This is a genomic window from Streptomyces sp. G-G2 (genome assembly GCF_030063135.1).
In the GTDB taxonomy this organism is placed as follows: domain Bacteria; phylum Actinomycetota; class Actinomycetes; order Streptomycetales; family Streptomycetaceae; genus Streptomyces.
Map to the genome: position 1 here is coordinate 43,678 of NZ_JASISO010000018.1, position 23,016 is coordinate 66,693.

Annotated in this window: 24 protein-coding genes and 2 pseudogenes; 14 read left to right on the top strand and 12 right to left on the bottom strand. The window is 70.9% G+C overall.

All coding sequences use genetic code 11. From position 1 onward, the window contains the following. Window positions 1-42: 42 nt before the first annotated feature. Together QMF80_RS16325 and QMF80_RS16330 are read left to right on the top strand one after the other, a co-directional pair. A complete protein-coding gene (locus QMF80_RS16325; RefSeq protein WP_283453843.1) occupies window positions 43-582 on the top strand; it encodes a DoxX family membrane protein in 540 nt (179 codons plus the stop codon). A 279-nt stretch (window positions 583-861) separates the two neighbouring features. After that, entirely contained in the window at window positions 862-1,044 is a 183-nt protein-coding gene (locus QMF80_RS16330; protein ID WP_283453845.1) for a hypothetical protein, read from the top strand. Window positions 1,045-1,107: 63 nt separating this feature from the next. On the opposite strand, the gene QMF80_RS16335 is transcribed toward QMF80_RS16330, so the two are convergent. The 3 genes from QMF80_RS16335 to QMF80_RS16345 all read right to left on the bottom strand — a co-directional run bounded on the left by QMF80_RS16335 (window position 1,108) and on the right by QMF80_RS16345 (window position 4,558). Continuing rightward, window positions 1,108-2,262, bottom strand: a complete 1,155-nt coding sequence (locus QMF80_RS16335; protein WP_283453847.1) for a glycosyl hydrolase — start codon at window positions 2,260-2,262, stop codon at window positions 1,108-1,110. A 337-nt stretch (window positions 2,263-2,599) separates the two neighbouring features. Next, complete coding sequence (locus QMF80_RS16340) at window positions 2,600-3,607, bottom strand: SMP-30/gluconolactonase/LRE family protein (protein ID WP_283453849.1); 1,008 nt, start codon at window positions 3,605-3,607, stop codon at window positions 2,600-2,602. A gap of 63 nt (window positions 3,608-3,670) precedes the next feature. Beyond that, complete coding sequence (locus QMF80_RS16345; protein WP_283453850.1) at window positions 3,671-4,558, bottom strand: helix-turn-helix domain-containing protein; 888 nt, start codon at window positions 4,556-4,558, stop codon at window positions 3,671-3,673. 376 nt (window positions 4,559-4,934) lie between these two features. Between QMF80_RS16345 and QMF80_RS16350 the strand changes: the two genes are divergently transcribed. The 3 genes from QMF80_RS16350 to QMF80_RS16360 all read left to right on the top strand — a co-directional run bounded on the left by QMF80_RS16350 (window position 4,935) and on the right by QMF80_RS16360 (window position 8,640). After that, window positions 4,935-7,253 carry a M9 family metallopeptidase gene (locus QMF80_RS16350; protein ID WP_283453852.1) on the top strand — a complete coding sequence of 773 codons (2,319 nt, stop codon included), beginning with the start codon at window positions 4,935-4,937 and terminating at the stop codon, window positions 7,251-7,253. A 371-nt stretch (window positions 7,254-7,624) separates the two neighbouring features. Next, window positions 7,625-8,071 carry a GNAT family N-acetyltransferase gene (locus QMF80_RS16355; RefSeq protein ID WP_283453854.1) on the top strand — a complete coding sequence of 149 codons (447 nt, stop codon included), beginning with the start codon at window positions 7,625-7,627 and terminating at the stop codon, window positions 8,069-8,071. After that, window positions 8,068-8,640, top strand: a complete 573-nt coding sequence (locus tag QMF80_RS16360; protein ID WP_502962865.1) for an SRPBCC family protein — start codon at window positions 8,068-8,070, stop codon at window positions 8,638-8,640. Before QMF80_RS16355 ends, QMF80_RS16360 begins: the two co-directional genes overlap by 4 nt. 119 nt (window positions 8,641-8,759) lie before the next feature. On the opposite strand, the gene QMF80_RS16365 is transcribed toward QMF80_RS16360, so the two are convergent. Next, complete coding sequence (locus tag QMF80_RS16365; protein WP_283453857.1) at window positions 8,760-9,113, bottom strand: hypothetical protein; 354 nt, start codon at window positions 9,111-9,113, stop codon at window positions 8,760-8,762. Further along, window positions 9,113-9,412, bottom strand: a complete 300-nt coding sequence (locus QMF80_RS16370) for a hypothetical protein (protein ID WP_283453859.1) — start codon at window positions 9,410-9,412, stop codon at window positions 9,113-9,115. Before QMF80_RS16370 ends, QMF80_RS16365 begins: the two co-directional genes overlap by 1 nt. Window positions 9,413-10,012: 600 nt before the next feature. Here QMF80_RS16370 and QMF80_RS16375 point away from each other — a divergent pair. The 7 genes and pseudogenes from QMF80_RS16375 (at window position 10,013) to QMF80_RS16405 (ending at window position 15,370) form a co-directional block, all read left to right on the top strand. Beyond that, on the top strand, window positions 10,013-10,546 hold the full coding sequence (locus tag QMF80_RS16375) for a hypothetical protein (RefSeq protein WP_283453861.1): 534 nt from the start codon (window positions 10,013-10,015) through the stop codon (window positions 10,544-10,546). A 700-nt stretch (window positions 10,547-11,246) separates the two neighbouring features. After that, window positions 11,247-11,504 (top strand): annotated as a pseudogene (locus QMF80_RS16380) (ATP-binding protein); the annotation flags it as partial. 323 nt (window positions 11,505-11,827) lie between these two features. After that, window positions 11,828-12,772 carry an AraC family transcriptional regulator gene (locus QMF80_RS16385; protein WP_283453863.1) on the top strand — a complete coding sequence of 315 codons (945 nt, stop codon included), beginning with the start codon at window positions 11,828-11,830 and terminating at the stop codon, window positions 12,770-12,772. Between the two features lie 219 nt (window positions 12,773-12,991). Next, the gene (locus tag QMF80_RS16390; protein WP_283453866.1) at window positions 12,992-13,384 is read left to right on the top strand and encodes a hypothetical protein; all 393 of its coding nucleotides are present in this window, start codon (window positions 12,992-12,994) and stop codon (window positions 13,382-13,384) included. 148 nt (window positions 13,385-13,532) lie between these two features. Next, a pseudogene (locus QMF80_RS16395) lies at window positions 13,533-13,759 on the top strand (transposase); the annotation flags it as partial. Between the two features lie 100 nt (window positions 13,760-13,859). Further along, entirely contained in the window at window positions 13,860-14,435 is a 576-nt protein-coding gene (locus QMF80_RS16400) for an SMI1/KNR4 family protein (RefSeq protein ID WP_283453867.1), read from the top strand. Between the two features lie 200 nt (window positions 14,436-14,635). Then, on the top strand, window positions 14,636-15,370 hold the full coding sequence (locus QMF80_RS16405; RefSeq protein WP_283453869.1) for an SOS response-associated peptidase: 735 nt from the start codon (window positions 14,636-14,638) through the stop codon (window positions 15,368-15,370). Between the two features lie 291 nt (window positions 15,371-15,661). Here the strand turns inward: QMF80_RS16405 and QMF80_RS16410 are convergent, their stop codons facing one another. From QMF80_RS16410 to QMF80_RS16435, 6 genes are all read right to left on the bottom strand, one after another. Beyond that, the gene (locus QMF80_RS16410) at window positions 15,662-16,336 is read right to left on the bottom strand and encodes a response regulator transcription factor (RefSeq protein ID WP_283453871.1); all 675 of its coding nucleotides are present in this window, start codon (window positions 16,334-16,336) and stop codon (window positions 15,662-15,664) included. Continuing rightward, window positions 16,333-17,526, bottom strand: a complete 1,194-nt coding sequence (locus QMF80_RS16415; RefSeq protein WP_502962859.1) for a sensor histidine kinase — start codon at window positions 17,524-17,526, stop codon at window positions 16,333-16,335. The genes QMF80_RS16410 and QMF80_RS16415 overlap by 4 nt, the downstream gene beginning before the upstream one ends. 20 nt (window positions 17,527-17,546) lie before the next feature. Beyond that, the gene (locus QMF80_RS16420) at window positions 17,547-18,080 is read right to left on the bottom strand and encodes a hypothetical protein (protein WP_283453875.1); all 534 of its coding nucleotides are present in this window, start codon (window positions 18,078-18,080) and stop codon (window positions 17,547-17,549) included. 180 nt (window positions 18,081-18,260) lie between these two features. Continuing rightward, complete coding sequence (locus QMF80_RS16425; protein ID WP_283453877.1) at window positions 18,261-19,490, bottom strand: low temperature requirement protein A; 1,230 nt, start codon at window positions 19,488-19,490, stop codon at window positions 18,261-18,263. Window positions 19,491-19,625: 135 nt separating this feature from the next. Next, complete coding sequence (locus QMF80_RS38335) at window positions 19,626-19,985, bottom strand: DUF4190 domain-containing protein (RefSeq protein ID WP_502962860.1); 360 nt, start codon at window positions 19,983-19,985, stop codon at window positions 19,626-19,628. Continuing rightward, on the bottom strand, window positions 19,982-20,161 hold the full coding sequence (locus QMF80_RS16435; protein WP_283453879.1) for a hypothetical protein: 180 nt from the start codon (window positions 20,159-20,161) through the stop codon (window positions 19,982-19,984). Before QMF80_RS16435 ends, QMF80_RS38335 begins: the two co-directional genes overlap by 4 nt. 105 nt (window positions 20,162-20,266) lie before the next feature. Here QMF80_RS16435 and QMF80_RS16440 point away from each other — a divergent pair, with 105 nt between their 5' ends. After that, window positions 20,267-20,902 carry a TetR family transcriptional regulator gene (locus QMF80_RS16440; protein ID WP_283453880.1) on the top strand — a complete coding sequence of 212 codons (636 nt, stop codon included), beginning with the start codon at window positions 20,267-20,269 and terminating at the stop codon, window positions 20,900-20,902. Between the two features lie 474 nt (window positions 20,903-21,376). Continuing rightward, a complete protein-coding gene (locus QMF80_RS16445; protein WP_283453881.1) occupies window positions 21,377-21,997 on the top strand; it encodes a hypothetical protein in 621 nt (206 codons plus the stop codon). Window positions 21,998-22,567: 570 nt separating this feature from the next. Here the strand turns inward: QMF80_RS16445 and QMF80_RS16450 are convergent. After that, entirely contained in the window at window positions 22,568-22,867 is a 300-nt protein-coding gene (locus tag QMF80_RS16450) for a hypothetical protein (protein ID WP_283453883.1), read from the bottom strand. Window positions 22,868-23,016: the final 149 nt, after the last annotated feature.

The window sequence follows — 23,016 nt, forward strand, 5'->3', positions numbered from 1 at the left end:
CGCGGGCCGGATGGACGGGCCGGGTCTGGGCAGCAGCGGGACATGGCTGTCCTTCGAAAGCTCGCCCGCCCCCTGCTCGCCGCCCCGTTCGTCACCGGCGGACTGCGCACCCTGCGCCGTCCCGACGCCGTCGCGGAAGTCCTCCAACCCGTCGTCCGGGCGGTCGGGGAACGTGTCCCGGCCCTCGCCGGAGATCCGCTGCGCCTGGTACGCGTCACCGGCACGATCCAGGCCGCGGCCGGTCTGCTGCTCGCGACGGGGCGTGCCCCACGCCTGGCCGCGCTCACGCTCGCCGCCTCGCTGGTACCGACCTCCCTCGCCGCACACGCCTACTGGACGGTGGAGGACCCGGAGGAGCGCGCACGACAGCGCGCTCACTTCCTGACCGACCTATCCGCCCTGGGAGGGCTCCTCATCGCCGCCGCGGACACCCACGGCAAGCCCTCGCTCGCCTACCGCTCCCGGCACGCGCTCGACCACCGGCACCCGGTGAAGGCGGTCCGCCGTCCGGCCCGCACGCTCGCGGCGCATACCGCCGACCGCGCCAAGGCGGTCGCAGCCGCTCTCCCCGGCGCACGCTGACGGCCGACCGACCCGCTGCCGCACCCGGCTTCGCGGGCTGCATCCCTATGGATGGACCGCGTGACCGGATCGCGCACCATACGGGTCGGGTCCCGACCCCCCTGACCGCCGCCGGTCAGGACCCGACCTCAACGACGAGGAGCACCACATGGCAGACGCACGCCCCGCTTCGTCACGGAAACCCTGGCCGTCCTCGCCCGCAGCGCCCGGCGACGCCGTGGTGCGGACACGTCGGCCAGCTGCCCGACCGCCTCCGAGCACCGCTCGGGCACCGGCCGTGTGGGTGGGGCCGAACCGCGTGGCACGGCGCGGCGGCGGTGCCGGGACGGCTCCGCCGGTGCTTCGGGCGCAGCGGACCGTCGCGAGCGCAACGCCCAGGATGTGGTCGTGTCCCGTACCACCAGCCCCGACGACCTGGCCTCGCTCCTCGCGATGCTGGACCTGCGGCCCGAGCGCGACTGAGGGGCGGCGCGACAGGCAGACCGCGTCCGGCGGTGGTCCGGCGGTAGTCTCACCGCCGCGGGTCTAGGGACTCACTCGCCGGTGCGGGCGCCGGTGCCGGCGTCGCAGGTTTTGACTACGCCGTCCAGGAACCACGTACCCATCGGGCAGCTGCGCCGCTCCGTACGCGATGCCGCGGTGTCCCACCGTGCCGCTACCCCCACGGTCGAAGACAGAAGGCAGACCGCGGTCGTGCCTCGCGGACAGGAAATCCCGGAACACCTGGGCGGAGCGCGGGTTCTGCCCGCACTGCCACACGCCGTGCGGGCAGTAGTCGGTGATGCTGTGGTAGAGCGGCTTGTGCTCGGCGATCCATGCCAGCATGTTCCCCATGTAGTCGGGGTTGTCGCCGTTCCGGAACAGCCCCCACTCGGGGTACGAGATCCGCTTGCCGTGCGCCCTCGCGAAGTCGACCTGATGCCGGAGGCCGTAGGGCTGAGTGACGTAGTCGTCGAAGGTCTCACCGGGCGGCTGGTCGTAGGAGTCCATGCCCACGACATCGACCACGTCGTCGCCGGGATAGCACGTGGTCCAGGCGATCGCGTCACCGCCGCGGTTGGGAGCGAAGTCGAAACGGAACCGCTGCCCCTTCACCGAGCGCATGGCGGACACGATGCGCCGCCAGTACCTCTTCCAGCTCTCGGGGTCGGGCCGGCACCGGTGGGTGTAGTCGAAGCCGTTCATCTCCCAGCCGAGCACGATCACCGTGTCCGGCACCTCGAGGCCGACCAGCCGCTTGGCCAGCCGGTTGAAGTGGTGGTCGTACGCGCCCCGCGCACCGGAGCGGAGCAGCTCGGCGACCCGGCTGTCGGGGACGCGGGCCTCGTTGCCCGCCAGCATGGGCACGTTCAGGACGAACAGCCGATCGGCTCTCTCCCCGCGCCACCGTGCCCAGCTGCGCAGGGAATCGGGTGCCCCCTCGATGCTGGACCAGGTGTCGCCCGGCAGGTAGGTGTGCCCGGCGCGCAGCTCGGTACCCCCGAGCCAGCGTGAGAGTTCCTGCATCCTCGTGACGCCGGGCGAGCCGTAGTGGAGGTAGGCACCCACCGCGACCTCGTCTGCGGCGCCGCTGCCGGAGGTCTCATGCGGCGGTGTGGCGAGGGTGCCCCCGGTGGCGACCAGGATGGCAGCGGCCGTACTCACGCAGGCGCCCGCAAGCCAGCGCCCTCGATGGGACATGGTGTCTCCACACGTTTCGCAAAAAGATGTGTCTGGCAGCGACCATGACATCTTCTCCGACTGGCGTCCCGCCCGGTGCCCGGAGCCTGGGCCATTCGCGGCACGTGCCGCGAACGGCCCAGGTGGGCGGCACACCGCCGACGTCCGAGAACTCGCACGGCTGACCCTCGGTGGCCGATCTGCCGACGATCCCTCGCCGGAGCAGGTCGAGGCCGGGGTTGAACTCGCCGGGCTCTCCCCGGACCTGGACCTTCGACCAGGTCGGCCAGGCGCCGGCCGTCTGTGCACCTGTACCTGTATCCGCCTTCCCCTGGTGTGCACCGCGGCCGACCCCGTGCTACTTGTTCACGTGGGCGACGAGGAGGTTGGGGTCCTTGGCCGTGACGTAGGCCGCGCTCAGGACGTAGGCGGTGTCGCCGCGCAGGGCGATGGACGTGGGGTTCTGCAGCCCGTCGGCGGCGGTCAGGACGATGGAGTGGGTGCCGTCGGTCTGGATGAGGGCGACTTCGCTGGGGCCATTGAGGGCGGCCAGGATCTGGTCGCCCTGGCCGGTGAAGGCGAAGCCGTCGATCCCGGCCAAACCGGTGGCCCGGGTCTCGGCCGCGCCGGCGTTCCCTCCCCGCAGGACGGGGACGCGCAGGAGGGTGCCCCGGTCGAGGTTGGTGGCCCACAGCGCCCCGCCCCGGACCTTCAGCCCGTTGGCCCCGAGGAATCCGGTGGAGGCCAGTTCGGGGGCGTTGGACCAAGTACGGGGGGTGCCGCCCGCGGTGGGCACGCTCGAGATGGTGCCGAGGACGGAGTCGGTGACGTAGAGGGTGTGGGTCCGGGGATCCAGCGCCAGGCCGTTGGGTAGGCCGGCCGCGGGCAGCGCGGCGATGCGCTGCGGTTCGCCGCCCGGGCGCAGCCGCCACAGGCCGGTCAGATCGGCGGTGCCGGTGGCGTACAGGAAGTACAGCGTGCCGTCATGCGCGCGGACGATCCCGGTGGTCAGGGCGAAGCCCAGGACGGGAGTATGGATGCCGCCGTCGGCGGGTGCGGGCAGGGTGGCCAGGATCCGGGTGGCTCCCGTGGGGTCGATGCGGGCGACCTGCCGGGCGGCGGCGAAGGTGACGTACGCGCTGCCATCGGGAGCCAGGGCGATGTTCTCAGGCGTCTGGTGCCGGGCCAGGTCGAAGTGCCCGGCGATGCGCGCGCAGCTCAGTGGGGCGGAGACGGCCGACGCGACGCCGGGGCCGGCCGTGGCGACGACAGCCGCGGTCAGGACGGCGGCTGACATGGCCGTCTTGGACATCTTGTTCTTGGACAACCTGTTCTTGAACATGGATCCCTCACTGTTTTCGGGCATGCGGCAGCGGTACGCCGACGCACGGGGTTACGGGAGGCTTCGGTCAGGGCGTGGTGCGTCGGATCAGCCGGCGTCGGTCAGGGCTCCCGGTCGCGCCGGTTCGTCCTGCGGGCTGACCTGGGCGAGGAGGGCCAGCGCGGTCCGCGAGGGCGAGCCGGCCTCCGTGGTGGCGACCACGATGTTCTGGTCTGCGCCTTGGCCCAAGGTCTGCTGAGTGACGGTCAGCGGGCCGAGCAGCGGATGGCGCATCTCGTAGGTGGCGACAGCGCATGCCTTGACGCGGTGGTCGGCCCACATCGAGGCGAACTCCGTGCTCTTCGCGCTCAGTTCACCCACGAGAGCGTGCAGCGCGGTGTCGTCCGGATGCCCGCCTGCCACCAGGCGCAGATTCCCCACCACGGCCCGGGCCTTGGTCGGCCAGTCCGCGTACAGGTCACGGGTGTGCGCGTCGAGGAACACCAGTCGGGCCATGTTGGGTCGCTCCGCCGGTCGGTCAGCGGCGCCCGGATCCAGGTGTCCGGCGAACAGCGCGTGGCCCAGCCGGTTCCACGCCAGGACGTCACTGCGGCGGCCGGTCACGATCACCGGAACGTGGGCCAGCGCCTCCAGCAGCTGGCCGGTAGCCTCCGCCACCCGCTCCGGGGCAGGCCGCCGGCCTCGGGCCGGGCCCTTGTCCGGCCGGGCCAGGTTGTGCAGGTGCAGGCGCTCCGTCTCCTCCAGCCGCAGGGCCCGGGCGATCGCGTCCAGCACCTGCGGCGAAGCGTTCAGGGAGTGCCCCTGTTCCAGCCGGGTGTAGTAGGAGGCGCTCACCCCTGCCAGCAGCGCCAGCTCCTCGCGCCGAAGGCCCGGCACGCGCCGCCGCTCCCCGTAGGTGGGCACGCCGACCTCCTCGGGCAGCAGCTGGGAGCGCCTTGTCCGCAGGAAGTCCCCGAGCCGCACTGTTCCGTTCATGGGTCCGAGTATGGATCGAGCCCCACCGCGCAGCCTGCCCCTGGCGGGGATGGGCACCGGCGGGTCCGGGTCCCCGCCAGGACGGCGATGAGGTGGGCGGCGCCGCCCCGGCAATCCCGGGCCGTGGCCGGTCGTCGGACCCGACCGTCCGCGACGTGGGGGTGGACGCCGAGGCGTCGGGGAGTCCCCAACTTCGCGGCCGATGCGGGTGGTTGGCGGGGATCCGGAATCGGCGGTTGGCAACGTTTCCGTCGCGGCCGTCGGTAATCTGGCCAAAACCCTTCCGGCGCGATGCGACATGTGAAATTTTACATGTCACACATCAACTGCCCGTGTCCCCAGCACGCGGCCACAACGGCCCCGGAGGCCCCCACAGATGCGTCATTCCTTCCGGATATCCACGGCCACCGCGCGCAGACTTCCTGCACTCGGCGCAGCCGTCTTCATCGCGTTCGGCCTGCTCACTCCTCAGAGCCAAGCCGCCTCCGTCGGCGTCACGACCCCGGCCGGTGCGAACACACGGGGAACCGCGGCCTCGGCACCGCGGTCGATCCCGGTCCCCAAGTCGCCCGCCGCCATGAGCAACGGCTCCGGCTTCCGGATCTCCTCGCAGGACAGTGCCGAGGAGTCCGCCCCGGCGCCCGCCCCGACCGTCAAGGCCGGCAAGCAGTCCTCGGCCGCCGCCGGGGACGAGTGCGGCGACATCTCCGGCGTGATCAACGCCACGGGCAGCGCGTTGGTCCAGCAGCTCAGGTCACTACCCCGGATCGCCTGCACCTACCCGCTGTTCAACCTCACCGGGGAGAACGCGCGGAAGGCCTTCGGTGAGGCCCAGATGGTCACCGTCGCCAACGCGCTGCACGACACCTCCACCAGCTACTCGGGCAACAACAGTGCCGCGATAGGGCAGTTGGTGCTGTTCCTGCGCGCCGGCTACTACGTGCAGGACAACAACGCGGACGTCGTCGGTGATTACGGCACGGCGCTGGACAGCGCGGCGCGCGGCGCACTGGACGCCTTCTTCGCCTCCCCGCGCAGCAAGGACGTCACCGACGCCAACGGCGAGATCTTCAACGAGGTCGTGACGCTGATCGACAGCACCCACGCGGCCGGCCGGTACGCCGGCGTCGTCAAGTGGATGCTCGGTAGCTACGACGGCACCTGGCCCGGCCAGATGAACCTCGCCATGCAGCACGTCGAATGGGTCGTCGAGAACGGATTCAAGGCCAAGAACGACGACCGCGGCTGGCGGGCCGCCCTCAAGGCCGACCCCACCATCCTCGACACCTGGGCCGGCTTCATCACGCGCAACGGCGCGCAGCTGAACCGCCTGGACGTCGTCAGCAACGTCGGCCGCTACCTCGGCTACGCCCTCGACGTACCCGAGCTCAAGGACCGGGTCCGGCCGCTGCTGAAGGACCTGATCAACCGCTACCCGAACGTCGGCCCCACCGCGCCGATCACCATGAACCTGGGCTGGTACACGCGCCAGTACGACAGGAACAACTGCGCGGCCTACGCCATCTGCGACCTGGGCGACCGTGTGCTCCCGGCGATCCTGCCGATCCAGCACACGTGCACCCCGGGCCTGAAGATCCGCGCCCAGGACATGTCCCCCGGACAGCTGGCGGGTACCTGTACCAGCCTGGTCGGCCAGGACGCCTACTTCCACCGGGTCATCGGCGACAAGGGCTCGATCCCCGGTGACGTGAACTCCAACCTCGAGGTCGTCGTCTTCGACGACCACACCCAGTACTCGCTGTACGCCTGGGCCATCTACAACATCGACGTCGACAACGGCGGCATGTACGAGGAGGGCAACCCGGCCGCCGCCGGCAACCAGGCCCGCTTCATCGCCCACGAGGCCGACTGGCTGCGCCCCGACTTCCAGATCTGGAACCTCAACCACGAGTACACCCACTACCTCGACGGCCGCTACAACATGGCCGGCGACTTCGAGGCCGGCATGACCACCCCGACCATCTGGTGGGTCGAGGGCATCGCCGAGAACATCTCGTACGGCTACCGGGGCGAGCGCAACGCCGCCGCGATCGGCGAGGCGGGGAAGAAGACCTACAAGCTCAGCGACCTGTTCGACACCGTCTACAGCCAGGACGCGGACCCCGACGTCAACTCCAACCGGATCTACCGTTGGGGCTTCCTCGCGGTCCGCTACATGCTCCAGGCGCACCCCGCCGACGTAGAGACCGTGCTCGGCAAGTACCGCACCGGTGACTGGAACGGTGCCCGCACCTTCCTGAAGCAGACGATCGGCACCAGCTACGACGCCGGCTTCGCCACCTGGCTGACGACCACCTGCGCGACCAGCGACTGCGGCCCCCTGCCGGAGGCCTCGTCCACCCCGCTCTGCACCATCAGCGACCCCCGCCAGTTCGACAAGAACTGCCGCCGGGACAACCTCGCGGCCGCCACCGGCAACTACAGCTACCACTTCGTGTACCTGCCGACCGGCGTCAAGCAACTGACCATCACCAGCAGCGGCGGTACCGGCAACGCCGACCTGTACTACGGCGGTAGCAGCTGGGCCACCACCAGCAGCTACCAGGTGAAGTCCACCAACGCAGGCAACGGCGAGACCCTGACGATCGACAGCCCTCCCTCCGGCTGGGTCTACTTCAGCCTCGCCGCCGCGCAGGACTTCAGCGGTGTGAGCGTCTCCACACAGTCCAAGTGAGCCGGTTCGCCGGGGCCGACCGGACCAGCCTGGCCCCGGCGAACGCGGATCCGCCGAACAGGTATCTGCCGAACACGGATCCGCTCGGCAAGGAGAGCCCGGCCGCCCAAGCGGGAGCGGATCGCCCGTACCCGCCGGCGCACCCGACTCCGCTGCCCGTCGTACGGCTCCACCCACCACACCCCGATCACGGACAGCTGCTCCGGCCACTCCGGGACCAGTGTCGCGGCCCGCCGCACGGCCGGCTCGGCGAGCGCGCGCAGCCGCGCGGGGCGAGCGGGTCGCGCCGTCGCCCCGGGCGCTGGCAGCGGCAATTCCCCACACAGCGATCGCGGTTGACGTGCCACGGCGCGCACCGGTTTGCTGGGCCGATGACCGAACTCCGCATCCGGGCGGTGGACGACGACGCCTCGATCTGCGACTGGCAGTACGTCCACAACCTGATCATCCCCGGTGACGTACTGTCCCTCGACGACGTACGTGCCCGTACTGGCCGAAACCGCATGGAGGCCGCCTACCTCGGCGGCGTTCTGGCCGGCTGCACCACCGTGCGCCCGCCCACCGGCGACAACGGCGCCACCGCCACGGTCATCGCCCGTGTCCTGCCCCAGTACCGCCGCCGAGGCTTCGGCACCCGGCTCCACGAACGCGCCCTGGGCCAGGCCCGCGCACTGGACGCCCAGGTAATCGAGACCGTGGTGCTGGCCTCCAACCCGGACGGGCTGCGCTTCGCCGAGCGGCACGGCTTCGTCGAGCTCGAACGCTATCTGCTGCGCGAGGGCGACACCGTGCCCTGGATCGACCTGCGCCTGGCCTGATCCGCCGGACGGACCCTGCCCTCCCGCCCCGGCCCCCGATGCGCCCCGCCAAGCTCCTCACCTGCCGCGGGGCCGGCGTCGACCCCGATGCCCGCGTCCGGCACCGGGCCCAGATCCTCATCAACGCGCCGCTACGCACGGTCTGGAACCTGCAGGCCGACGTCGAGCGCTGGCCGTCCTGGCAGGCTCCCGTGACGGCAGCGGAACGTCTCGGCAGCGGCCCCCTCCATGAGGGTTCGGCCTTCCGGTGGGCAACCCCGTTACCCCCCAACCCGACTCCGGCCACCGGCCTGGAGATCACCTCGACCGTCGAGCAGCTCGGCCATCACACCTGCATCCGCTGGACGGGCCCCGCGATCGGCGAGGGACTGCACATCGACGGCGTCCACGTGTGGACCTTCACCGAGACCCGAGGCGGAGTCCGGGTGAGTACCGAGGAGACCCACACCGGTCCTCAGGTCGACGCCGACGTCCCCACCGCGAGCGCCATCCTCCGCCAAGGACTCGAAAGTTGGCTGAACCACCTCAGGGCCGCCGCCGAGGCCCATGCCCACCACCGCCCGGACTGATCGACGCGCCAGACCCGCGCGTCAGGCGTGCGAGGAGCGCCGTGAACGGGAGGCCGCCCAGGGAATCCGAAGCGCCACCCACTGGGCTCAGTTGGCCGAGCTGTTCGACAGCCCCGTCGTCAGCATGGGGCCAATGCGATCACCCGGCTCGACGACCCGGTGACCAGGTCGACCGGGAATCGGCCCACCACGGCCTCGTAGTCGGCGACGATCCCGGGCGAATCAGGGTCGAAGCCGCCGAGGTTGCACTTGAGGTAGGGGCGCGGCAGCATCACCGGCTCGAGTAGCGGCGTGCCCCCGAAGAGCAGTCCCACGTTGAGGGTCGTACCGCTTTCCGGGAGACCGAGGTAGGCGCTGAAGCGCTCCCGGATCACGTCGTTCGACAGGCCGCCGGTTTCCGCGGTGGAGAGCAGGGCGACCGGCTGGCCGGTGCTGCCGCTGGTCTGGGTGAGGAAGAGGCGACCAGGCTCCATCAGGCCGGTCGCATCACGGCTGATGGAGTCGACGAAATGTTCGCGGAGATCGCTCTTGCGGGCAGCGGGAAGTCGCTCAGCCCCACCTGCTCCCGGCCGCGCAGTGCACGGTACCGCGGCACCCGTTCCTGGGCGGTGGCGAGCAGCCTGCCCAGTCGCTCGGCCCCCCTGTCCTGGTCGTACCGGGCGAGCTCCTCTATCTCCTGGCGCTTTTCCCGGAACCAGGAGGATGACGTCTTGCGTGCCATCCGCTCGCGCATGTGCCGGAAGTCGTATGCGAGGTCACTCGGCGGATTCAACGCGGCTCTCCAAATGGATTCATCGCACAGCCCTCGGGTCGGGGCTGTTCGCGACCTGTTGGGTTTCACTCGTGAAATGCCGGGCGAGTTCCCGGTAGATACCCGAGGGGACATTCCGCGGATTCGGCTCCCGGTGAGACGATCCGAACCTGGGGCCGCCCGGGAACCTCCTACAAGTCCCGACCCGCACTTGCTCGGGAGCGTGCAGAACAACAGGAGGAGCGTGTCATTGATCCATGTCACAACGGTCGGGCGTGGGCGGACCGTTCGGCACGGGCCAGGGGCGCGGCAGATGCCGCACAAGCCGGTCAGGACCCGGGCTTCAGGGAGCGGCTCATCGCCGACCCTGCTGCCGCGCCGCTGATCGGGACGGCGCGAGCGGGCCCGCCCGGCCACGTCAGGCTCGGGCAGGGGCAACCCTGAGGGATCTTTGCCGGTTTTCCCGCACCCGTACCGGCGGGTGGGCCATCGTCGTTCTAAGGCCCGGACGGATCCGGCCGGGCCGCGGCGCGTGGGGAGGGGTGCAGGGTGAACGGTGGAGGCGAGACGTGGACGTCGGAGGAGTACGGCGCATCGCACGAGGGGCGAGTCGGTGTCCTCTTGGCCGACGGGAGTGTCCCCAACCCGGGCTACGTCGATGCGAGTTCCTCCGGTAGCGGCGGGGAGGTGCGGCACTGGAGCGTCTACGACGGCGCCTGCACCCTGCGCCCGAGGGCGGCCATGCTGCGCTCTGAGTGCTCCTGCGGCTGGACGGGCGAGCCGCATCCCGTGGACTGGGCGGCGGCCGGCGACCGCCCGTTCCGCGAAAGCGGGTCCCGCGACGCCGGCCGCTGCCTGGACGACTGGGCCCGCCACACCACGCAGGTCGGTGAAGGAACGGTGCCGCTGCCAGCCGAGCTGGAGATTCTCCTGGAAAACGTCGCTGCCGCCATCGAAAGCCTGGCACATGACTCGCCCACCGCTGCTATCAAAGCAGCCCGACAGCTGGAGATCATCGCCCAGCGCACCGCCCACTGGCCCGCCCACGAGGCCCGCACCCAGGATCCCGGCAACGTCGCGGCCGCCCTCGGCCTGAACGCCGAGGACACCCGCTCCCTGCTGGCCCGCTTCGGGGGCTGGAGCCCGTACAGCTGACCAAAGCCGCTCCGGCGGCGGGTGGACCATCCGGACGCGGTGCCGACCGCCGTGCCCGCGCGGCGGCGGGCGAACGCGGCTGGCGGCCAGGCTGGCGCCACCGGGACCGCCTCCACCAGGTGGGCTCTCCACCCGGCGGCCACCAGGCGTCCCGCTCGAAGCGGGGTGAGAGCGGGACGCCCGTTCCGGCGGGGCGGGGTGCGGGGAATGTCCGGGCACTCGGACGACTGTTCCGAGTCACGGGCGCGCGGCGGTCCGCTCTTGTCTCGGGTGGGGAGTACCGTGGCAAGGGTTCGGAAGGATCGGCGACAGCAAAACCCTGTCGCCGGAATCTTTCCGTACCTCATGCGCCCTGACCTGGCCACCCCCCCCGGCTGGGTCAGGGCCCGGCCCCGACCGGCCTTCCCCCCCCGGCTGGTCGGGGCCCCTTTTCCGTACGCGTCCGCTGTCGCACGTACTCGTCAAAAGGCTCCCCGGATGGGTGTCCTCCCCGTAGTGCCGCAGCACCACGTCGACAGGTCGGTTGGCACCAGGATTTTCGGACGGGGCACGCCGGGTGCGACTCTTCGGGATGCGTGATACCTGACCGTCGTGGTCGACACCGCCCCGAGAAGCGCCGAAGCCGCACCGGATTTCTGCCGAGCCCGTGCCTGTGCCCGTTCCCGCGACCCCCGGCCCGCACAGCGCTAGCGTTGAGTCGCGCGAGATCAGTGCTGGCCTCGGCCAACACGCGATTCCCGTACGGCACTTCGTCCTCCACGCTGACCAAGAGACCCTCCGCGGGCGTATCGCGGGCGACACTGTTCTCGGCCCCAACTCACCGTTCCGTCTCGCCCATCTTGAGCCCTACGCCGAGGCGGCTCGTACGTGGCTGCACGGCGAGGCCGAGGTCATCGACACCACGCACCTCACGCCCGCCCAGGTCGCCCTGCACATCGCAGAGGCCGTCAGGAGTTGAGGTCCGCCCGCCCACCACGCGAAAACAGGCGCACCGGGCTGTCCGCCTGGGCTGCTGCGCATCCCAGCGGCCCCGGCGGAGTACCAGAGCGGGTGGCCCCAACCTGCCCTTCGCGCGATCCGTCGCACGGGCGCCGCCCCGCTGACCCGCCGGCTCCGCGCCCGAGGCGTCCGCAGCGCAGAGGAGCTCGCGACGACGGCAGTCGGAGCGGCCGAACAGCGGCACGCGAGGGCCGGTGACCGGGCCGGGCGGCCGGTCTTTGGTCTGGACCAATAAGTGGGCCGGTCGCAGACTGGCCCGATGAACCCGTTACGGACCACCTCGTGAGCACGCCCCGGACCGGCGAGCTGCCGCTGCACCGGCTGGAGGTCCCGCTCCCGCACCTCCTGCCCTTCGCCATCGGATCCTTCGACTCCATCGGGCCTCTCTCCCGCGCGAACTTCCCGCACCGGCACGCGTTCTACGAGATCGTCCACGTCACCGGCGGCCGCGGCGCGCACGTGCTCGACCTCGCCCACCGGCTGCTGGACCCGCCGCACCTGTGCGTGATCACGCCCGGCCAGGTCCACCACTGGGAGGACGCCGACGGACTCACCGGCCGGGTGATGCTGTTCAACGAGGACTTCCTCCTCTCCCACCCCGACGACGCCGCCGCGCTGGACCTGCTGGCCGACCGGCCCTGGCTGCGCCTCCGGGACCACCAGGACGGGATCGCGGATCTGCTCGCGGAGATGGAGCACGAGTACCGGAGCCTGCGCGAGGGGTACGCCGGGGTACTGCGCGCCTACCTGCACATCCTGATCGTCCGGGCCCTGCGCAACTGCGAACCAGGTCCGGGGCGTGGACCCGCGGTGGCCGGGCGGGCCGCCGAACTGGCCGCCCACTTCACCCGCCTGATCGCCTCCCCGGGCGGTACGGAGCCCTCCGTGGCCTCCTGCGCGAAGGAGTTGGGAGTGTCCGCCGGCCATCTGCACGCGCTGGTGAAGGAGGCCACCGGCCAGACGCCGGGCCAGCTGATCCGCCGTCGGCAGACACTGGAGGCCAAGCGGCTGCTGGCCCGTACCGACCTCACGATCAGGCAGGTGGCACGGGACACGGGCTTCGCGGACCCGGCGTACTTCTGCCGCTTCTTCCGGCGCGAGACCGGACTGACCCTCGGGGACTACCGGGCGGCGATCGGCCCGGGGACCGAGCCGGAGGGCGGAGGAATTCACCACGATCCCCGGATCCCGTCCATCGCGGCCGCCGCGACGGGAACCGTAGGTTGACGCCGACGGGTCCGGGCGACCGGGTGTGCGCCTCCCGCCCCGGGCCGCGCCCCACCGCAGCCCGGGGGTCCGGCCCCCCGTTCCCCGCCTTCCCCGCACACGAGTGTGAAGGAGCCGACCCATGCCCAGCCCCGAAGAACAGGAAACCGAACCGTCGCGGTCCGCACTGCCGGACGGACACCTCCCCGCCCCAAGCGTTTCCAGCTATCGCCCGAGGTGTTGGCCGACCGGGACGTGCTCGCCGCTTTGATCGCACACCCTCAGTTTCGGGACACGTACGACGGAGCCGGCGTTCAAGAGTGGCCACGACACGGCCAATGGTGGCTTGATCGCATCACCCCTGACGCCTACGAACTCGTCGGTGCCGCAACGGCCGTCCACGCCATCCACTCCTGGGCCAACCAGCACGGGGGCATCCCTGAAGCACTCGCGTCACGCCTGCATCAGGAGATCTACACCCCGATCCGCCGTGCGACCAGCACATACCTGCTGGTACCGCTTCCCGAGGACGCGTTCCACGATTACGGCCCTATCCACATCGATTACCACGAACTCGTCCTCATCAACCGCCCGTCAGCGACTCTCACCCTCCTCGTCGCAGCTGACGACTGACGGCTGACGCCGTCGCGAACATCGCCACCGCCCCTTGAAGGGGGCATTCGGACAGCCCAATACCCGACTCCGCACCGCATCATCAGCCCTTCCACCGCTGGCCAACGCGAAGCGGGGGCCCGGTCCGCCGCCTCTCCTGGAGATCCGGGGCGTGGAGCCCGACAGTGCCGCAGCCCTCCTGGTCGTGGCCGGCGAAACCACGACCGCCTCGGCGGGGACGCCTCGCTCGCAGCCGCGTGCGGCGTCAGCCCAGTCGAGCACTCGTCGGGAAAGAGCAAGCACCGACGCCTGAACCGCGGCGGCAACCGGCAGGCCAACGCAGCCCTTTACCTCATCGTCCTCACACGCCTGCGCTGGGACGAACGAACCCGTATCTAGCTGGAACGACGCACAGCAGAAGGCAAGCCCCAACATCGTCGCCTGCCCAGCCGACCCGCCCGCGGGCACTGGCCCGGGTTCCCGTAGCGTCGATCCCATGATCGCCCTCGACGCTCTCGATACCCTCGTCCGCCTCTGCCCGCCGCCCGCCGATCCGCCGCCCGCTGTGGACTGGGTGCAGGCCGATCGAGCCCTGGGTGCGGCTCTGCCTGCCGACTACAAGCAGCTCGTCGAGACGTACGGCGACGGCATCTTCGACGAGACGCTCTGGCTGCTCGTTCCCGACTCCGCCTACAGCAGCTGCGACCTGCACGCGCAGACGACGGAGCGGGACGAGACCTTGGCAGACCTGTGGGACATGGGGGAGGAGAAGCCCGTCGGCCTGCTGGAGGCGGGGGCGCGGGTGCTGCCGTGGGCGTTCGAGGAGGGCACGGGGGCGTTCCTGTACTGGCTGGCGCGGCCCGGCCAGCAGCCGGACGAGTGGACCGTGCTCTACAACGAGGGGCGCGGCCCCCATTGGGAGCACCATGAGACGGGGTGCCTCGCCTTCCTGCTGGCAGCGCTCACGGGAACCGCCGACACGGCGTACTTCGGCCACCTCTACGAAGTACTGAAGCCGACGGAGCACCGCTTCGTGACGGCCGACCAGACCCTCGGAGCGTCCCGGCGCTGACGCCGTCCGGCCTACGGCCTGGCACCCGGTACTCGGGCACGCTTCGAGCGCTGCCTGCCCGAGAGTGCTCAACCGGACGCGCCCCTCCCGGCACGCGCCGCCCGGACCTGACTCGACATCCTGTTCTTCCATCCGTTCGAGGACGGGCCGCAGCGCGTGCTCGGGCTCCGCGATGGCGTCCGGGGTGGGAGAGTGGGGTCATGTGCGGTCGATACGCCTCTACTCGCGCCCCAGCCGACCTGGCGCCCCTCTTCCAGGCACGCTGGGACGGCCGGGAGACTCTGGCGCCGAGCTGGAACGTCGCCCCCACCGATCAGGTCTGGGCTGTCGCCGAGCACCCCAGTCGGCACACTGGGGAGATCGGGCGGGCGTTGCGCGCGATGCGCTGGGGGCTGGTGCCGTCCTGGGCCAAGGACCCGGGTGTCGGTTCACGGATGATCAACGCGAGGGTCGAGACCGTCCAGGAGAAGCCGGCCTACCGCCGGGCCTTCGCCAAACGCCGGTGTCTGCTGCCCGCTGACGGATTCTTCGAGTGGCAGCCCGTCGCCGCGACACCGGTCTCGAAAGCGTTCAAGCAGCCGTACTTCATCACGCCCGAGGACGGCACCGTGATGGCCATGGCCGGGCTCTACGAGTTCTGGCGCGACCCGACGGTCACCGACGAGGACGACCCGGCCGCCTGGTTGACCAGCTGCACGATCATCACCACCGAAGCCACCGACCAGGCCGGCCGCATCCACCCGCGCATGCCCCTCACCCTCACCCCCGCCGACTACGAAGCCTGGCTCGACCCCACCCACCAGGACCCCCACGCCCTGCGCGCCCTGCTCCACAGCCCGGCCGACGACCGCCTCCAGGTACGGGCGGTGTCCACCGCGGTCAACAACGTCCGCAACAACGGCCCGCACCTCCTCGACGCCCCGACCACGCCCTGACCCCGACCGCTCCCCCCGAGGCCCGGGTGTCGGGAACTCGCCTGCCGATCGTCCCGGCCCTCCCGCACTGACCTGCGCGGCCTTGAAGCCGGTGATGACCACCGGGGCGCTGGCGGCAGTGTCCAGGCCGATGAACCCCACATCACCGGTAGTGAACCCCACATCACCGGTAGCGCCGAGGCCGACCTCGCGCAGCGTGTCGACGAGGTGCTGGCCATGGGTAGTGGTGATCTCGAGGGAGCAGCCCGGCCGGGCCGCCGAGAGCCGGCGGCCCTGATCCCGCTCCCCGTGTCAGGCCAGACCCGCCTCGATGGCACGACGGACGGCGGCCGCCCGGTCGGGGATGCCCGCTTTGGCGAACAAGTTGTTGATGTGCGTCTTGACGGTGGCCTCGCTGATGAAGAGCTTCTCGGCGATGCCCCGGTTGGGCAGCCCCTGGCCGATCAGCGTCAGCACCTCGCGTTCACGTGGTGTGAGGTCCGCGGGCAGGGCAGCCCCCGGTGCGGGGGTCTTCGCCGCCGTGGTCCTTGCGGTGGCGAGCAGCCGGTCCCGCACCTCGCCGTCGAGCACGGACTGACCGGCGGCGGCGGCGCGGATGGCCCGGGTGATGTCCTGGCGTCCCGCGTTCTTGGTCAGGTACCCGCGGGCTCCCGCGCCCAGTGCGCCCAGGATCGACTCGTCGTCGGCGAAGGTGGTGAGTACGACCACCGCCACCTGCGGGTACTGCTCGCCCAGTCGGCGGGTCGTCTCGATCCCGTCCATGACGGGCATCCTCAGATCCATCAGTACGACGTCCACCGGCCCGGCCGCGACCGCCGCGATCACCTCGGTTCCGTCCGCGGCGGCCGCGACGACGTCGATGTCCTCGGACAGTGCGAGCACCGCGGCGAGCGGCTCCCGGACGGCGGCCTGGTCATCGGCGACGACCACCCTCAACTTCTGCTGCTTCTCGGTCGGTTCACTCATCCCGGGATCACTGCCTCCACGTGCCAGCCGCCCCGGTCCGGCCCTTCGGTGACCGGGCCCGCGGTGACGGTTCCCTCCAGCAGCGCGACGCGTTCGCGCATTCCGATCAGCCCCATCCCACTACCGAGCCCTGCGGTCACCCCACGGGTGCCGGGGCGATTACGGATCTTCAGTGTCGTCGATGCGGCGACGAACGTCAGCTCCACGCCGACGTCCCCTCCGGGCGCGTGCCGAGCGGCGTTGGTCAGCGACTCCTGGGCGATCCGCAGCAGGTTCTGGGTCAGTTGAGCCGGGAGCTCACGGACCGTGCCGGTGATGGTGAGGGCGTCGTGGTGGCCCGACGACTCGACCATCGCGGTCAGGCTCTCCACGAGCGGGAGCGCGTCCTCGCGCAGCGTGTGCACGGTCCACTGAGCCTGCTTCAGGCTCTCCTTGACCAGGGCGTGGGCCTTGGCGTTGGCCTCCCGGACCTTCTCCAGGTCACCCGTGTCGATCAGCGCGTCGGCCAGTTCCAGCTGCATGTTGATCCCGGCCAGCGAGTGCGCCAGTACGTCGTGCACGTCCCGGGCGATCCGGCCGCGTTCGGTCAGCACGGCCGTCCGCGCCTCGGCCCGGGCGGCGCGTCCAGCCGACTCGGAGGCAGCGATCGCCGCCCGCACGGCCTGGTGCTGGCTGCGGTTGAGGATGCCGATCAGGACCGGCGTGCCGGTGGCGAGGCCGAGCGTCCACGGCAACTGCTGCTGCCCCGGCACGAGGTCCAGGTACATGACGCCCGCGCAGAGCACGCTGCAGAGCAGCGCGAGGGACAGGGCCCACCCGGCGCTCAGCCGGTATCCGATGTGACCGGCGAGGAAGAAGGCGAAGAGGTACCCCGTCCCACTGCTGCTGACGCCGATCAGCGCGGCCGCCGCGATGATTCCTACGGTCAGCCAGCCAGGGGCGAAGCGCTGGGTCGCGGCGTTCTCGGGCAGGCCCCGGGCCAGCAGCGCGGCCGTGCTGACCACGAAGAGAGCGGCGACGGCCAAGCCCCGGCCGCTGAACCCCATGGGCCGGACCGTCGCGATGCCGACGACGATGACGGCCAGGGTCAGTGCCCACCGGACCCGCGGGTCCTGCCCGGGGACCGGAGGCGGGACCGCCCCCAAGGACGGTGTCTTCCTGGGGGGCGGAGCGCTCTCGGTCGTGGGCATGCGCAGAACGTACTGCACGGTCAGGCCGTGCGGTCGAGGGCGGGCACGGTCACGGTCGCGGGGCGGGCCACCGCGCTGGTCCGGCTCCGGATGAAGATCGTCGCCAGCCGCGTGACCACCTCGGTGAGGGCCATCAGGACGAAGGCCGCCACCCATGCCTTGTCGCTGGTGATCTGGTGGGTGACGCTGAACCGGGCGACATCGGCGGCGCCGCCGTGCTCGACCCACAGCTGGAAGCCCATCCGGGCGCCCATGCCCACGACCCACAGGACCGCCGACACCACACCGGCCTTGATCAGGACGTGCTCGCCGACGGTCCGGATCCGGGTGTAGACGCCGCCCGCGATGCCGAGCGCGGCGCCCACGCCCACCAAGGCCGCGATCAGCACCAGGTCATTGCCTGCGGTGGGGATGGTGTCCAGGTACGAATAGGCCACGAAGGTCACGATCCCCAGCGGGATCAGGAAGGTCTTGAGGTCGAGCCGCCCTTCCCGAAGCTGCCGGAAGACGATCAGGAGGAGGGCGATGTCGGTGATCCACTCGGTCGTTGTCATGTCCTCAAGACTGCTCCGGAGCGGCTCGCGGCACCTGCACCCACGGGGGGAAACGTGGGTGGAAACGGGGGTGGAGTTCGCCCGCTCCACCCGGTGTGGCGTGTCGGCGGGCGGAGGCCGGGTCCCGTCGGCGGATGTGGGCCCGGACGCGTCGGTCGGCCCTCTCGTCCGTGTCGCCCCTCACCGTTCCTGTTCCGCCGTGCGTCCCCCCGCTGTTCTGGGAGGCTCCTTCACGCGAACCGCCTTCTCGTAGAGCCACGGCCAGCGAGCCACCAGGACGAGCGTCCACACCAAGGCGCCGGGCGACACGCCTCCAGCGAAGGCGGCAAGCAGCAGTGGCGCCGCCACCATCGGCAGCCCCGCCAGCATGACCCACCGGCCACCGCGCCCCGACAGCGCACCGGCCAGTAGACCCACGGCCAGGAATACGCAGAGGCTGCCGCACATCAGCCAGCGCATCCCGGCCGGCAGCCGGTCGTCCACGTGTTCCACCGCCGCGCCCAGCGAGGCGGCCAGCGCAGCGAGGGCACTCGTCGCCACACAGTGCAGCGGTAGCGCGAAACGAGCGGTCAGAACGCCGAACCCCAGTAGGGGTACGCCGCACGAGCGGCGTACCGCCAGTGCCCACAACGCCAACAGCAGCACGAACGCACCTACGGCCAGGCCGCCCAGTGCGGAGGTCCACTCGGTCTCCGAAGCGGCCTCCACGCCCTGGGCGATGCCTTCACCCAGCACGATCAGGGTGAACAGACCGAGCCGTTCGTCCAGATGGCTCGGATCGAACGGCGCGGCCACCGGCGGCACCTCGATCCGACCGCGCCGCTTGCCGTGCTCGTCCCGCCCCTCCCGGGCCCGCGCCAGCACCCTGCTCCTCGACAGGGCGAAGGTGAGGCCGAGGTCGATGAGCAACCCGGCCGCCCACAGCCAGTACCGGGTGGGCGCCTGCGCCCACAAGGAGACGATCCACGGCACGACGCCCGCCGAGAGCTGCGCCATCGGCCAGTCCACCGGGACCTCGCCCCGCCGCTGCCACACGCGTGAGGCCAGCACCCGTACGAGGACGTAGGCGAGCGCGAAGGCGGCCGCACGCTCCGAGCGGACCTCCGGCACAGCCGCCGCCATGACCGCGAGCCCGAACATGCCGATGAGGACGGTGCGTGTGCGCACCTTGTCGGCCGCGACGTTTCCGTAGGTCGTGAAACACATCCAGGCGGTCCAGAAGGCCAGGTACAGCACGCAGTACAGCCCGAGGTCCGCGCGGCCCGGTGCGCCGTGGAGCAGATGCGCCAGCTGAGCGACGCCGGCCACGGCGATCAGATCGAAGAACAACTCCAACCACGAGGCGTGCCGGGCGCCTCCTACGGAGAAGCCTGGCGGCTGCCCTGCCGGTGCGGCGTACTGAGGGGTCATAACGGCAAGTATTGGATGAACCACCCGCTCGTCTTCCGTCGACTACCGGGTAGCAGAGCCATTTCTTCTACGAGGCGCTGGGGGCTTGGCCGGCCGGAGCCGGTCCCGCACCGTGGACCGGTCCGGCGGTGGCCGTCAGCCGAGGCTCCACGACCAGGTGTGGTCCGCACTGATGAGGCAGGCCAGGACCACGAGGTCGGCGATCCCGAGGGCCAGCCCGAGGCCGGCGCGGCCGGGGCGGGTCGTCCCGCGGATCAGGGCGAGGCCGGCGAGGCCGATCGCGATCGGTCCGAGCACGAGGTTCATCGCCAAGAGCCCCACCAGGCCGGACAGGAAGGAGATGACGGCCATGGTGTCGGTGTCGCGGACCGGCGCGTGCCGGTCGGCGGGCCGGTGGGGGGTGGAGACGGTGGCGTTGTCCTTGGCGGTGGAGCGAGGCCGTGCGGTGGGGTTGGGGGAGCGGTGCTCCTGGACGGTGGGCGGGCGCGCGGTCATGAGGAACCTCCCTGGCGACCGGCGCGGTGGTGCCGCCCGGCCCACTCCCGTACGGCGAAGACCATGAGCCAGACGGCGATCGCGGCCGTCCCGACGAGCGTGACCGTCGCCGGAACGTGGGCCGCGGTTCCCAGCAGGATCCCCATGAGCATCAAAGCCGCTACGAGGAAGAGCATGGTGCTTCCTCCTTCAGATTCCTGAATGTGGTGACAGTTGTTCACTGACTACCCAGTCTAAATCATGGCATGCGGCTCCCGCGGGTTGGGGGTTTAATTTCCGTCATGAACCAGACTGTCGGAGCCCGCCAAGCCCAACGCCTCCGTACCCGCCGGGCCTTGCTGGACGCCGCGCTCTCGCTCCTGGAGGAGCAGAACCTGGGCAGCCTCGGTCTGCGGGAAGTGACCCGCGCGGCGGGAGTGGCGCCGACGGCCTTCTACCGGCACTTCCCGGGCGTCGAGGAACTGGGAATCGCCCTGGTGGACGAGGCGCTGGAGAACCTGAACGAGGGCATCTCCTCGATCTTCGACAGCTCGGGGATCGCGGCACAACGCATCGACCAGGCGGTGGACTTGATGGCCGGACTCGTCCGCGCGTACCCCGCGCACCTGCGTTTCATCGTCAGGGAACGCCACGGAGGCGTACGAAGGGTGCGCGAGGCGGTCGCCGGCCGACTGGACGACTTCGCCCGGGGCATGGCCGAAAACCTCGCCGCCGACCCGCTCGGCGCCGGGTGGAACCCCGCGGACCTGCTGATGCTCGCCCGCCTGTACGTCGACCACATGGTGATGACGGCATCCGCCTACCTGGCGGCGGCCCTGGAGGGCCACGCGTGGGCCGACGTCACGGACACCGCGCGGCGCCAGCTCCGGCTGATCCACGCGGGACGGCTCAACTGGGCGGGCGCCCACAGCGCGTGAGGCGCCCCTCGGGTGCCCCCGTCGTCGAGGCGGTGGGTCAGTCGGCCGCCTGTGCGGACGGGGCCCGGAGGCACGTCAATGAACCCATCGCCCTCGGGAAAGATCACGGCTTCTCAGCTTGCCGTTCAACCTCGTCGGGGGAGAGGGCTGCGGGTGGAGGACTTGGCTTCGGCGCCGCGCCCGCCCCGGTGCTCGGAGGCCAGGGCCAGGTCCACGAGGGGGGTTCCGGCAAGATCGCGGCCGCCCTCGGCCTGAACGTCGCAGAGACCCGCTCCCGGCTTGCTCGCTTCGGGGACTGGAGTCTGTGCAGCCGACCTAGGCCAACACGGTCATTTAGAGCCAGAGTTTGGCGAATCTCCGTATTTCCAGACATTTGATCATCCAGCACAATGCGGACCAGGTCGTTCCCCCCTAGTTTGTGGGGTGTGCCGGCCGGAGAATATCTCCGGTTGCACAAACCGAAAGGCGTACCTCATGCGCATCTCGCGCACCACCGCCATGGCCCGGACCTTCCTGATCAGTGCGATCGCCGTAGTCGGCCTCGCGACCCCGACCTTGGCTTCCGCGACGGCTCTCGCCGACGCGGGTAGTTCCCGGACTTCCGTCCTGGGTGTTCTCGGCCTCCCTGGCGGGAACGGCGCGAACGGCGTGGGGAGCAACGGCGGTATCGGTGGCCTCGGCGGCACTGGCGGAGCGGCCGGTGCGAACGGCAACGGCGGCAGCGGAGGCGCCGGGGGCAACGGTGACGGCAGCGGAAGCACCGGCGGCGCGGGTGGCGCGGGTGGCGCCGGCGGGGCCAACGGCAACGGCGGCAGCGGAGGCGCCGGGGGTACTGCCAACCAGGGCGGCACCGGCGGCAAAGGCGGCGTGGGCGGCGTAGGCGACGCCGGTACGGGCATCGTCGGCGGCAACGGTGGCAAGGGCGGCGCATCGACGGCAGGTGGCACCCATAAGGGCGGCACGGGTGGGGCGGGTGGCGCCGCGAGTCCGGTGTGTCCCGGTAAGCCCGGTGGCGACGGCACCGCCGCCACGGCAGGCGCGGACGGTGTCACCGGCGCCACCGGCGCTGCGGGACACACCACCCTCCCCTGCTGAACGGCCCACCGGACCGGAACCCGGACCTGTTTCTGGCAACAGCGCCCGGAGAACGCGGTCATGGGGCCTCACACCACGCGATCGCTGACCGATGAATGATCATTGACGCGTGGTGAGCAGGACCCCGACGAGTTGCCCCGGCTGGGCTTCCCAGCCGGGGCAACTCATGTGGTGGGGCGAGCGGTGCGGGGCGGCCTCGCTCCAGGATGCGGCGCAGCGGCGACGGAGCCATCCACCCTAGGCGGACGCCGTAGCCGCCCGGCCGGATCTGCCCGCGCCGCTCACTGCGGCCGCACCGCTGCGTCTGTCGGTTCGCGCTCTTCTGGGCCGTCGACGTGGGCCGGACCATCCTGGACTGACCGGAAGCGCTGATCACCGCCCTGACCGCCCTGACCGCCCTGACCGGCCTGCTCACCGGCTTCGGCGACGGACTCGCCGACGACACCGAGCTGCTCGCCGTCGGCGTACCCGCCCTCCCTTCCCGGTCCCGAGAGCGAGGCCCGAGATGAGCGCGCCCGGGAAGCGACGTGCCAGGCAAGCGACGTGCTCGGCAAGCTGCGTCCCCGTGGATCAGTGCACCTGGATGCCTGCGCCAAACGGCTTTCCACCGCTGTAGCAGACGGCGGTGCTGGTGGCGCCGACCCGGCGCCACGTGGGGTCGTACACGGTGTAGTCCTGTGCCCAAGGCCGGTCACACTTGGTGTACACGCGGAATTCGCCGGTGCCATTGGTGCACGTACCGGCAGCGGTAGTACTGGACTTGTACCACGTGCGGCAGTCGTACGGGTCCGCGGCCGCCGGACCTGCCCCGGCCACCATCAGCCCGGTGCCCAGGGCCATTGAGATCAGCAAGGATCCGATGCGCTTCATCCAGGCTCCCGATCGAAGGGTCCACTGTGAGGCAACGCCCCTCGGGAGCTTCGGCATGGCCCCCGAACACCTCACTATCCGCGCGCCGCCGAAGTGTCACAACCCCGCGTGGGCGGCGCGGTGTTCCGCTGTCCGCTGTCCGCTGCGCG